At 34.7% G+C, this 12445-nt stretch carries 14 protein-coding genes and 1 riboswitch; of the genes, 3 read left to right on the plus strand and 11 right to left on the minus strand.

Features of this window, described 5'->3' with window-relative positions; all coding sequences use genetic code 11:
* Window positions 1-466 precede the first annotated feature (466 nt).
* The 3 genes from rpiB to NO995_RS06155 are packed head-to-tail and all read left to right on the plus strand — an operon-like array spanning window position 467 to window position 2316.
* Window positions 467-901, plus strand: coding sequence for a ribose 5-phosphate isomerase B (rpiB, locus tag NO995_RS06145; protein ID WP_240572472.1), 435 nt, complete (start codon window positions 467-469; stop codon window positions 899-901).
* Window positions 902-1819, plus strand: a complete 918-nt coding sequence (locus NO995_RS06150) for a cation diffusion facilitator family transporter (protein ID WP_258226713.1) — start codon at window positions 902-904, stop codon at window positions 1817-1819. It abuts the gene before it with no gap.
* 53 nt (window positions 1820-1872) lie between these two features.
* Window positions 1873-2316, plus strand: a complete 444-nt coding sequence (locus NO995_RS06155) for a GNAT family N-acetyltransferase (protein ID WP_258226714.1) — start codon at window positions 1873-1875, stop codon at window positions 2314-2316.
* 7 nt (window positions 2317-2323) lie between these two features.
* On the opposite strand, the gene NO995_RS06160 is transcribed toward NO995_RS06155, so the two are convergent.
* The 11 genes from NO995_RS06160 to thiS all read right to left on the minus strand — a co-directional run bounded on the left by NO995_RS06160 (window position 2324) and on the right by thiS (window position 12148).
* Complete coding sequence (locus NO995_RS06160) at window positions 2324-3208, minus strand: OmpA family protein (protein WP_258226715.1); 885 nt, start codon at window positions 3206-3208, stop codon at window positions 2324-2326.
* 69 nt (window positions 3209-3277) lie between these two features.
* A complete protein-coding gene (locus tag NO995_RS06165; protein ID WP_258226895.1) occupies window positions 3278-4912 on the minus strand; it encodes a S41 family peptidase in 1635 nt (544 codons plus the stop codon).
* The gene (gene rnpA, locus NO995_RS06170; RefSeq protein WP_258226716.1) at window positions 4912-5301 is read right to left on the minus strand and encodes a ribonuclease P protein component; all 390 of its coding nucleotides are present in this window, start codon (window positions 5299-5301) and stop codon (window positions 4912-4914) included. Before rnpA ends, NO995_RS06165 begins: the two co-directional genes overlap by 1 nt.
* A gap of 90 nt (window positions 5302-5391) precedes the next feature.
* A complete protein-coding gene (locus NO995_RS06175; protein ID WP_258226717.1) occupies window positions 5392-6045 on the minus strand; it encodes a DUF3826 domain-containing protein in 654 nt (217 codons plus the stop codon).
* Window positions 6046-6106: 61 nt separating this feature from the next.
* Window positions 6107-7219: a 2-iminoacetate synthase ThiH gene (gene thiH / locus NO995_RS06180; protein ID WP_258226718.1), complete on the minus strand. Its 1113-nt coding sequence runs from the start codon at window positions 7217-7219 to the stop codon at window positions 6107-6109.
* 7 nt (window positions 7220-7226) lie between these two features.
* Window positions 7227-7997 (minus strand): thiazole synthase, encoded by a 771-nt coding sequence (locus tag NO995_RS06185; protein ID WP_258226719.1) that lies wholly within the window; start codon window positions 7995-7997, stop codon window positions 7227-7229.
* A gap of 2 nt (window positions 7998-7999) precedes the next feature.
* On the minus strand, window positions 8000-8641 hold the full coding sequence (gene thiE, locus NO995_RS06190; RefSeq protein WP_258226720.1) for a thiamine phosphate synthase: 642 nt from the start codon (window positions 8639-8641) through the stop codon (window positions 8000-8002).
* Window positions 8642-8645: 4 nt separating this feature from the next.
* On the minus strand, window positions 8646-9446 hold the full coding sequence (locus NO995_RS06195; protein WP_258226721.1) for a hydroxymethylpyrimidine/phosphomethylpyrimidine kinase: 801 nt from the start codon (window positions 9444-9446) through the stop codon (window positions 8646-8648).
* A 15-nt stretch (window positions 9447-9461) separates the two neighbouring features.
* Window positions 9462-10052 (minus strand): thiamine phosphate synthase, encoded by a 591-nt coding sequence (locus NO995_RS06200; RefSeq protein ID WP_258226722.1) that lies wholly within the window; start codon window positions 10050-10052, stop codon window positions 9462-9464.
* 9 nt (window positions 10053-10061) lie between these two features.
* Window positions 10062-11921, minus strand: a complete 1860-nt coding sequence (thiC, locus tag NO995_RS06205) for a phosphomethylpyrimidine synthase ThiC (protein ID WP_258226723.1) — start codon at window positions 11919-11921, stop codon at window positions 10062-10064.
* 23 nt (window positions 11922-11944) lie between these two features.
* On the minus strand, window positions 11945-12148 hold the full coding sequence (gene thiS / locus NO995_RS06210; protein WP_258226724.1) for a sulfur carrier protein ThiS: 204 nt from the start codon (window positions 12146-12148) through the stop codon (window positions 11945-11947).
* A gap of 107 nt (window positions 12149-12255) precedes the next feature.
* Window positions 12256-12355, minus strand: a riboswitch (TPP riboswitch).
* Window positions 12356-12445: the final 90 nt, after the last annotated feature.

A 12445-nucleotide genomic window follows, 5' to 3' on the forward strand; every position in this document is an offset into this window, starting at 1 on the left:
ATTATCATTTATCTTCTTTTAAAATTTTAAAAAAAATATCTGTTATTATTGTCTGTTAATATCTGGAATAACTTTTTTTAAGATGATTAGGAATATTCGTTCTTTACAAGCTATTAGTTGGTTGTTAACAGTTATAAACCTTGTAAATATCTAATTTTTAAATGATTTTATAGCTCTATTAACAGCTGTTGATAACCAATGCTAACACCTTTTTTTTAATATTTAATTTTAATATTTGTGTTTATATCCGTTATTTTAGTGTCTAATAATTTTGCTAAAAAAAGTGGAGTTATTTTTTGGTAGTATGCTTGCAGTTTTTGTTTGAAAAAAAAATTGAAAGAACAATGATTTTTTTTTGAGTAAGTATTAACACGTATTAACAAGTTGTTAATATACTAATCGACAACTCTTGTAAGTCATTTTTAGTTAGTACTTTTGCAGTATATTTTACTTTAATACATAAACAATGAATATTTCTATAGGAAACGATCACGCTGGAACTGATTATAAATTCGCTATCGTAAAGCATTTAGAATCAAAAGGCTATACTGTAAAAAACTATGGTACAGATAGTAATGATAGTGTAGATTACGCCGATTTTGTTCACCCGGTAGCTACCGATGTTGAAAACAAAGATGCCGATTTCGGAATCTTAATTTGTGGTAGTGCTAATGGTGTGGCTATGACGGCTAATAAACATCAAAAAATACGTGCTGGTTTATGTTGGAATAAAGAGATTGTACATTTAATTCGTAGTCATAATAATGCGAACATATTATGTATACCTGCCAGATTTACAGCGATTCAACAAGCTATTGAAATGGTAGATGTCTTTTTAAATACAGAATTTGAAGGTGGTAGACACCAAACCCGTATAGATAAAATTCCTTTATCTTGTTAAATGTCACACGGGCACTCGCATAACCACCCACATGTGCATAACGATTTAAGAGGTCGTAATCTTTTAATATCTATTGTATTAAATATTATTATTACGGCCTCTCAAATTATTGGTGGTTTATTGTCCGGAAGTTTAGCATTACTAAGTGATGCACTTCATAATTTTAGCGATGTACTCTCATTAGTAGTGAGTTATGTGGCTAATAAACTTTCCAAAAAACAAGCTTCTATATATAGGACCTTTGGTTATAAGCGTGCTGAAATCTTAGCCGCTTTTATAAATGCCTCCACTTTAATAATTGTTGCTATTCTTTTAATTATTGAAGCTATTAAACGTTTTCAACACCCTGAAGAAATCAAAACCGGACTGGTAATCTGGTTATCGTTAATAGCTATTATTGCAAACGGTGCCAGTGTGTTACTGTTAAAAAAAGATAGTGAATCTAACATGAATATGCGTAGTGCTTATTTACATTTATTAACAGATATGTTAGCAAGTGTTGCAGTGCTAATTGGTGGGTTATTAATGAAGTATTACCAGATTTTCTGGGTAGACAGTGCTTTAACATTAGCCATTGCAATTTATCTGATTTATATGGGCTACGATTTATTAAAATCATCTACTAAAGTATTGATGCTCTTTACTCCAGATCATGTGCCTATTCAAAAAATTGTCGATGAGATTTCAGCTTTTGATGCTATTAAGAATGTACACCATGTACATGTGTGGCAACTTAATGAAGATGAAGTTCATTTAGAGGCTCACATCGATTTTCACCACGATATTACCCTGTCACAGTTCGATGAAGTTTTGCACAATATAGAGGATTTAGTGTTGATAAGGTATCACATCAATCATGTTAATATTCAGCCAGAATTCAGAAAATCAGACGATAAACATATTATTGTGCAAGATTAAAATTTTTAGTATCTTGTTAATAAGTGTTGTAGTTAATTATTAATATCTGAAATATGCTGCAAATAAGGGTCAAAGCTTTTGATGAATTAACAGTTCACGAGTTATACAATATTTTACAATTGCGCTCTGAAGTTTTCGTTGTTGAGCAGAATTGTGTGTATCAGGATGTCGATGCAAAGGACGAAAAGGCCCTTCATATTTTAGGTTTTAAACACGATAAAATAGTCGCTTATGCACGTATTTTTAAACCTGGAGATTACTTTGAATTTTCGAGTATAGGACGTGTAGTTGTGCACTTAAATGAACGTGATTTTAAGTATGGATATGATATCATGAAGGCTGCAATTGAAGCTATAAAAACTCATTTTAATGAGTCTACAATCCGACTTTCTGCACAACTTTATTTAAAGAATTTTTATAATAATTTAGGCTTTGTTGAAGTTGGGGAATCGTATTTGGAAGACGATATTCCACATATCGCCATGGTAAGGGAATAACTTTTATTTAATTATTTTCTTCCCTTCTATTAGGTCTGTCATCAATGTAATTAATAACTATTTCAACACGTCTGTCAAATTTAGGATCGCCTCCTAAAGGAAATTTTCTTCGCATTCCTAAATAGCGCATACGTTTTTTATCTACACCTTTTTTAACAAAATAATCGTATACAAATTTAGCTCTGGCGACTGATAAATTACGTTGCTTTGTTTTACGATCGATGGCATCTCTACTAAATTGTGTACAGCAAACATGACCCTGAATGGTAAAGTAAATTTCTTCACGTTCAACTAAAGCTTCAGCGATATCGTTAAGTGTTTTTTTAGACTCTGGATTAATAATACTGTAACCTGTTTTAAATAGAATATTTTCGAAGCGAATTTTATCTCCAACCTTTAATTCACCCTTAATAACTTCGGCTGTTTCCAGTGGCTTTTCTTCTATTGGAATTTCTATTTTTTCCTCTTCTTTTTTTTGAAGTATTGGAGGTTTTGGATTGATAATAATTTCAACTTTTCGGTTTAAACCTCTAATTTTTGAGACGTTGGTTTCGTTTACAATTTTTAGTAAAACCTCTCCTTTTCCATCGACATTAGTAATGACATTTTCACTGATTTCATGATTAGAAAGCATAGCTTTAATAGCTTCCGCACGTTGCTTTGAAAGTTTCAAATTATAGCTATCGGCACCAACATCGTCGCAAAATCCGAAGATGGCTATAGATTCAATGTCTACATCAGCTAAACCAGAAATGAATAGTAACAACCTGTTTTCTTCAGTTGGAATGACTTCATATTTATCCGTATCAAAATAAACTTCGTGAGTAATATTATTTTGAGAATGGGTGAAGCTACCAAAAAATATAAGTATAAAAGTTATTAGTTTATTCATAATCTGCGGCAAATGACAGTATTATAAATATACTATTTTTAATGAAGTTTTATAAATATTCCCTAAGAACTAATGCAAATAATCGTTGTAAGTTGACGGATTGTTAAGAATTTCAGTTGCTTTCTTAATTTTCGTATCATGTGTCTTGTAATAATCGTACAAACCTTCACGATATACGTAACGCTTAACAATCTCTTCTGTTAACTGTTCTAACAAATAGGTTTTGTTAGCGTCTATAATACTGGTTTTAGACTTATTTAAATTATCTAGTAGCGTTTTATAATCCTTTTCAATATCGTCGTTTAATTCTTCTTTTGTAGCGGCTTCTAAAGCTTTATTCAAGGCTTTCTCAGTTTCCGTTTCAAAAGTGAAATTATTAGACTTTAAATAGGTTTTAAAATCGTTAAAATCGGCATCTGTTAATTTAAAATTATCAATGTTATCGAATTTATGTTTATTGTAGTAATCGGTAGCGTAATTAAACACTAAATCGTTGTTTACTATAGCACTTGTAATTGCTGAATTATTTGAAGCATCGAAACTTGCATCTGGGAAAACGCCGCCGCCATCAAAAACTTTTCTGCCGTTTTTGGTTTTGTATTCGTTGTAGTTTTCCTGTTTAACACGAACTGCTTCACCTTTTTCATTACGATGCCAATAATCTAAAGCCTGAATACAACGACCTGAAGGCGTGTAATATCTTGAAATGGTAATCTTAACCTGAGTCCCGTAAATAAGCTCTTTTGGGCGTTGTACAAGGCCTTTACCAAAACTTCTGGAACCAACAATAACAGCACGATCTAAATCTTGTAATGAGCCAGAAACAATCTCACTTGCCGAGGCACTTCCGCCATCGATTAATACCACCAAAGGAATGTCGGTATCAATTGGATTATTCTGAGTGTAATAGGTTTTATTGTATTTTTTAACTTTCGATTTTGTAGTCACCACCAACTGCCCTTTTGGTACAAACAGGTTTACAATTTTAATAGCTTCGTTTAATAATCCACCTGGATTGCCACGTAAATCTAAAATGATTTTTTGAGCACCCTGAGCTTTTAAATCACGTAAAGCATAGTTGGTTTCGGCAGCAGCTTTTTCATTAAAACGGGATAAAACAATATATCCTGTTTTGTTATTAATTAATGAAAAATAAGGCACTGCTTTAATTTCAACTTCAGCGCGATTAATCGTTGCCGTATTGGTTTTTCCCTGACGTTTATAAGTCACTTCAACCGAACTTCCGGTAACGCCTCTTAAGAGTTCGCCGGCATCTTCTTTATAATCTGCAATAAGGTTATTACCTACTTTTATAATTTCATCACCAGCCTTTAAACCAGCTTTATCAGCTGGATAATCTTTATAAGGTTCTACAATTACTAACTTATCTTTTAAGGTTTTTACTTTAGCTCCAATACCTGTATAATCACCCGTATTATTAATTCTTGCAGCTTCAACATCCTGTTCGTTCATGAAATTGGTATACGGATCTAAATCGGCTAACATGCTTTTTATTGCTGTATCCATTAAGTCCCCTGGATTGGTTTCATCAACATAATTCATGTTGAGTTCTTTAAACAGTGTGGTGAAGATTTCAAGCTGTTTTGCAATCTCAAAAAAATCGTTTTGAAAGGCTGTTGTGGTGAAAAATAAACCACAAGCCAGTACCGGAATAATTATGCGTTTTTTAAGTAATTTTTTCATCATGCTTCGTTTTCAGTTTCAGAAACCTTGTTTAAAAACTTGTTAAACAAGTGCTGCATTCTGTTTTCAATTTGGGATAATGTAGGTTTGTCTTTGCCAATGTACAAAATCATAAACGCATATTGTGTAGAAATGTTGTTAAAATATGAAGCCTTATTCAGGCGATAAACTTCTCTAAGTAAACGTTTTATTCTATTGCGGTCTACAGCGGTTTTAAACTGTCTTTTACTTACAGAAACCCCGGTTTGGGCGGTGATAGGTGCTTCAAAAGTAGTAGGTAGATATACCAAACGCAAGGGATAAGCCGAAACAGATTGTCCTTCGCTAAAGAGCTGTCCAATCAGCTTTTTACTTTTAAGTTTTTCGTTTTTGTTGTAAGTAAATTTCAAGATGTGTATTTTAATTTTTCAAAGGTACGGAAATAAAAAAATCACTTAATAAATAAGTGATTTTTGTAAGTAGTTTTATGACTTTACCTGTTATTGATTCCTTGCTTTTTGAGCTTTCATCTTGTTTACATAAGTTTTATACATCTTGTGCCAGTTGCGACCATTACTGTTTAAATACTGTTCGTTTTTGGTTTTATAGATTTCAAAAATGGCTGAAATTTGTTTCATACTTTTAAAATCAATGGCCATTTCGCGAGCTTCTTTTAGGTTTTTAATCAGTTCGGCTTCTTCATAAGATTTTAAATAAGGTACAATTTCACGATAGGCTTTCATGGTGAAATCTACCTTTCCAATCGTGTATTTATCTAAAATAAATTCAACTTGCGTTTCGGTTAAATTGTTATTTAATCCCGTCATTAAATCGGTGTGAACGCTATCTGGCATAGCAGAATCGGCAATAATAGAGCGGTCTAAATCTGATAATTTTTCACCGGTTCTTGGGTTAATGCCGGCAGGAACTTCTTCAAACGAATGACTATTATGCCAGTTGCGAACGGCTGTTAAATGTGATGTAATTAATGAAGTTACTGTGGTTTCTTTGGTTTCATCACTAAGATTTAATTCTTTAACCCAGCCACTAGCTTTATCCCATAAACTTTCAGTTTGCGCAAAACCAGAGGTTGAAGATAAAATTAGGGCGATAATTAAGGTTTTAAAGGTTTTTGTTTTAATTGAATTTAGCATGCTTTTAGGTTGAAATTTTTAAAAGCATAAAGGTACTTTAATTGTTGTGCAATCTCAAATTCTACCATCTGTTTTCCCAATCTTTCCAAACAGGTTCTAGACCATTTTCTTGAAGCATTTTTGCAATGACTTCTGTGGAACGCTCATCTGAAATTTCAAATTGTTCCAACGATTGGGGTTCAACAACATAACCACCAGGATTCGTTTTCGATTCGGCACTTAACGAGGTGACACCTAAATGCACAATGTGGTTTCTAAAGGTTTCACTTTCGCGCGTACTCATTGATAATTCCACGTCTTCATCCAACAATCTAAACGCACAAATGGTTTGCACTAAATCGCGATCGGTCATTTCAACTTTAGGTTCTAAACCTCCACTATGTGGTCGTAGACGAGGAAAGGAAATGGAATATTTTGTTTTCCAATAGGTCTTTTGAAGGTATTTTAAGTGCAAGGCTGTAAAGAAACTATCGGCACGCCAGTCTTCTAATCCGAATAAAGCGCCTAACCCGATTTTATGAATTCCTGCTCGTCCCAAGCGGTCTGGTGTTTCTAATCGGAAATCGAAATTAGATTTTTTCCCTTTCGGGTGATGTTTTTTATATTCGGCTCTGTGATACGTTTCCTGATAGACTAAAACGGCATATAAATTAGCTTGAATTAGTTCTTCATATTCATTTTGATGCAACGGCTGAACTTCAATGGTAATGTTCGAAAATTGATCTTTAATCAATTCCATCGCATGTTTTATATACTGCACCCCAACGGTTTTATTGGCTTCACCGGTAACCAAAAGAATATGATCATAACCTTTTTCTTTTAGGAAAGAAACCTCCTTTAAAATTTCGGCATCGGTTAATGTTCTACGCGGAATTTTATTGGTCATACTAAAACCGCAATACGTGCAAATGTTTTGACATTCGTTACTTAAATACATAGGCACATACATTTGAATGGTATTTCCAAAACGCTTTTTAGTAATCAACCTGCTTTGCTGCGCCATTTGTTCTAAATATGGTTTAGCAGCAGGTGAAATCAGGGCTTTAAAATCTTCTAAATCGCGTTTGGTTTTTGCTAGTGCAAACTCCACATCCTGAGCTGTTTTAGCGTTAATATTTGCTAGAGTATCATCCCAGTTATAAGTATCAAAAATGCTTTGAAATGAAGTGTTCATGATAATTTTAGCTTAAAAAACTGGTTAATGGGCTACTGGCTTCAGCGTGGTGTTTTACCGAAGCCAGTTTCGCATTGTAAGCCATACGTCCGGCTTCAACAGCCATTTTAAAGGCTTTAGCCATTGCTACCGGATTTTTCGAAACAGCAATAGCGGTATTTACTAAAACAGCATCGGCGCCTAATTCCATGGCGAAAGCGGCGTGCGACGGACTCCCAATTCCGGCATCGACAATTACCGGAACATTGCTTTGCTCGATAATAATTTCTAAGAAATCCAATGTTTTTAAACCTTTATTAGTACCAATAGGCGCTCCTAAAGGCATTACACATTGTGTTCCAACGTCTTCTAATCGCTTGCATAAAACCGGATCGGCGTGAATGTATGGCATGACTACAAATCCTAATTTTACCAGTTCTTTGGCGGCTTTTAAAGTTTCAATAGGATCTGGTAATAAGTATTTTGGGTCGGGGTGAATTTCTAATTTAATCCAGTTGGTTTCTAAAGCTTCACGTGCCAATTGAGCAGCAAAAATAGCTTCTTTAGCATTGCGAACACCCGAGGTATTTGGCAATAAATTAATGTTTGGACGCATAATACTTTTTAGCATTTTGTCTTGTTCATTATTCATGTCCACACGTTTTAAAGCAACGGTAATCAGTTCACTTTCGCTTTCTATTAAAGCATCAGACATGAGTTGGTTGGAACTGAATTTTCCCGTTCCGGTGAATAATCTGGATTGAAATGTTTTATCTGCTATGTGTAATAAATCGTTCATAATTAAAAAGTGTGTCGTTGTTCAAAAGTTGCTGATGCATTTAGTAACTTGTTGAAGGTTGAAATGTTATTGAAATTTCCTGTAATAGCACCAGACATGGCAATACCGTAAATTCCAGTTTGTAAAAGTTGTGGAATATCCTGTTCAATAATACCACCAATGGCAATTATTGGAGTTGTAGATTTTAATTGCTCAAGTATCGATTGATAGCCTTCAAGACCTAAAATCGGACTTAAATTGTCTTTGGTTTTTGTAAACCTAAAAGGCCCTAAACCAATATAATCAACCTGTTTAGAGATGAGATTCTGGCAATCTTCAAGGGTATTTGCAGTACCTCCAATGATAAACCATTTACCTAAATGCTCGCGAGCTTCTAAAGGACAAGCATCGGTTTTTCCCAAATGAACCCCATCAGCGTTTACAGCTTTTGCAATTTTATAATGGTCATTTATGATGAGTCGCGTTTGAAAATGACTTGTAATTTTCCGAGCTTTTTCTGCCGTTTTTAACAAGGTATTTTCAACCGTATTTTTTAGTCGGAGCTGTACCAATTCAGCACCGTGAGTACATGCCTTTTGAATATTTTCAAGATGTTCTTCAGGCGTGTTTCCTTGTGATATATAGTGTAATTTAGGGATATTCATAGTGTTATTTTAGTGTTTGATAGGCATGTTCCCCAAGTAAACTAGTGTTAGAATTTAGGAATCGTTCGGTGTAATATTTTGCGAGTTTTGAAGCGTCTTCTAAAGAAAAGTCTAAAGCCAAATTTGAAGCTAAAGCTGACGATAATACACAACCGCTGCCATGTTTTTCTGAAATAGTTTCTGTATTTGGAGGAATATTTACCATAACAATGCGGTTATAATACAGTTCGTCCCAGCCTTTTTTATCTGTTCGATGTCCACCTTTTAAATAGATATTGGTATAATTTGAGATATACTCGATCGTGTCCTGAATGTTTAATTCGGGATATAAATATTTAATTTCATCATAATTCGGCGTGATAATATCACAATAAGTCCAAATGGAATTTAAGGTATTTTGATGCGTTTTAGAATGAAAATCGAAACCTGCACTGGCTTTAAAAATGGGGTCTAAAACAATTTTAATTTCAGGATTTAGCTGCTTTAATTGCTTTAAAATAACTGAAAGAATTTCCCAAGATTCCATAATACCGATTTTAACAACAGATATAGAAAAACGTTCAAATAAGGTTTCTATTTGATCAAAAATGATTTCAGGATTTGTCCACATGCAATGTTTGAAATCCATATCATTTTGAACAGTAATAGCGGTACAAACCGATAATCCGTAAAGATTATGTGCTTCAAAAGTCTTGATATCCTGACTGAGTCCTGCCCCGCTACTCGGGTCGAAACCAGCAATAGATAATATGTATTTTTTGTCGTTTTGCATAAAATGATTGTCATGCTGAACTTGTTTCAGCATCTTTCTTAATATATTTTAGAGCTTATTTTCGTAGTGATGAAACATCATTTTAAAATCGTCAATAGGCGTTTCACTTTGCCAAATGCCTCCTAAAACACCAACGCCTTTGTAGCCTAGTTTATCGAATTCCGATAGGTTTTTAGTGGTAACACCGCCCATGCCAATAATGGTTTTGTTAATATTATTCACATCAAACCCCTGTCCTTGATACCCCTGTTTTGAAATTGATGAAAACACCGGACTTAACAAGTGATAATCAAAATTAAACTTGCAATCGGTTAGTTCTTCGGGACTATGATAGGAACTGCTAATCGATATATATTGTTTTTTTCTTAACTTTTGAAAAGCTTCCGATGAAGTTTCACGTCTTTTGGCTTCCTGAAAGTGAATCCCTTTTAAATTAAAGTGTTCTAATAACTCATGAAATTCATGTACCACAATCCTATCATGATATTGTGTGTTGATTTGATTCAGGTAATCACAATAAAATTGAAAATCACTATTTGGTTTTCTTAAATGAAAGCATCGTAATCCTTCACGAAATAATTCATGAAGGATTATAATTTCATTATCAAGTGTATGTTCAGGGGCAATTAGAACAACCATATTTTACTTTTACAGGTAAACTTCTGAACCTTTTTCTTTAAATTCTTGTGATTTCTCTTCCATCCCTTTTTTAATGACCTCGTTTTCTACAATGTCATTTTCTTTAGCAAAATCACGAACTTCCTGAGAAATCTTCATCGAGCAGAATTTTGGTCCGCACATCGAACAAAAGTGTGCAATTTTAGCACCTTCGGCAGGTAAGGTTTCATCGTGGTATTCGCGCGCACGCTCAGGATCTAAACCAAGATTGAACTGATCTTCCCAACGGAATTCGAAGCGCGCCATACTTAAAGCATTATCGCGGTGTTGCGCTCCTGGATGCCCTTTGGCTAAATCGGCAGCATGCGCAGCTAATTTATAAGTTACCACACCTACTCTAACGTCTTCTTTATTAGGTAAACCCAAGTGTTCTTTTGGTGTTACATAGCACAACATGGCGCAGCCATACCAGCCAATCATCGCCGCTCCAATACCCGAAGTAATATGGTCGTAACCCGGTGCAATATCAGTAGTTAAAGGACCTAAAGTATAGAAAGGCGCTTCGTCACAAACTTCGATTTGCTTATCCATATTTTCCTTAATCATGTGCATTGGTACGTGACCTGGACCTTCAATAAAACATTGTACGTCGTGCTTTCTGGCAATTTTTGTAAGCTCTCCCAAGGTTTCCAGTTCAGCAAACTGTGCTTCATCATTAGCATCGGCAACAGAACCTGGACGTAATCCGTCACCTAAAGAAAAGGCTACATCGTATTGTTTTAAAATGTCGCAAATCTCTTCGAAATGTGTATAAAGGAAGCTTTCTTTATGATGTGCCAAACACCATTTAGCCATGATAGAACCACCACGAGAAACAATTCCTGTAACACGTTTAGCTGTCATAGGCACATAACGTAATAGTACACCAGCATGAATAGTAAAGTAGTCAACCCCCTGCTCTGCTTGTTCTATTAAAGTATCACGAAAAATCTCCCAGGTTAAATTCTCGGCAACCCCATTTACTTTTTCTAAAGCTTGATAAATTGGTACGGTTCCAACAGGAACTGGTGAATTACGAATAATCCACTCTCGGGTTTCGTGAATGTTTTGTCCGGTAGACAAATCCATGATATTATCGGCTCCCCAACGGCAGGCCCAAACGGCTTTTTCTACTTCTTCTTCAATGGACGAAGTTGTGGCTGAATTACCAATATTGGCATTAATTTTTACTAAAAAGTTACGACCTAAAATCATAGGTTCTGCTTCTGGGTGATTAATATTTGATGGAATAACGGCACGCCCACGAGCCACTTCTTCTCGAACAAATTCTGGTGTAATTTTATTAGGAATAGCTGCTCCGAAATCCTGACCTGGATGTTGCTTTCTAATTTGAGTCATTTCATCGATTCGCTGATTTTCACGAATCGCAATGTATTCCATTTCTGGAGTAATGATACCCTGTTTAGCGTAATGCAACTGCGTCACATTCTTTCCTTTTTTAGCACGTAATGGCTTTTTTAAATGTGAAAACCGCATGTGATCTAAACTCGAATCGTTTAAACGCTGATTACAATATTCAGATGAAAATTCATTTAATTTTTCAACATCTCCGCGATCTAAAATCCATTGTTCACGAATGCGTTCAATACCGTTATGTACATTGATGTCTTTCTCAGGATCGGTATATGGTCCTGACGTATCATAAACCGTTACGGGTTGGTTTGGCGTTAATTTTCCGGTAAAAGTATCTTTAGTATCACTCAATGAAATTTCACGCATCGCCACTTTTATTTGTGGATGGATTTTTCCTGAAACGTAAATCTTTTTAGAGTTAGGAAACGGGTGTCTTGTAATGTGCCCTTCTTTAGGAGCGGTGTCTTTATTTTTCATGGGTTGTGGTTTTTCAAAGTTAATTATCCGCCTTGGGTAGCTTGAATAATGAGAATATTATCGCCGTCTTGCAGCTGTTGATTGGCCCAGTTGACTTTTGAAATGATTTGCTGATTAATGGCTACAGCGATACCAATTTGCGGATAGTTTTCCTGAAGCAGTAATTGTGAAATATTGACATTGGTATCAATATTTAATTTACGTTCGTTAAGTTGAATGGTTATCATTTACAATACATTTTATATTGTAAACCAAGGAGGAAATAATGACTTTGAAAAAAGATACTTCGCGAGGTGAAGTATATTTATGAAAAGGTGCGTTAGCCAGTATTGCAACAGTCTATTCAACTTTTCCCTTCGACGGTACTAACCGTATCAGGTTCAAAGGGTATGTCTCAGTTCTAAATTCATTTTAGAACACCCCTAAAGTTTACAAGACGAAGGTATTAAAAAATAAAGTGTTATAGCATAATATTTATAAAAAAAAGGCCTCTTTAATTAAAAAGAAGCCTTTTGAATATGATT

This window comes from Aestuariibaculum sp. M13 (genome assembly GCF_024723255.1).
GTDB lineage: Bacteria > Bacteroidota > Bacteroidia > Flavobacteriales > Flavobacteriaceae > Aestuariibaculum > Aestuariibaculum lutulentum.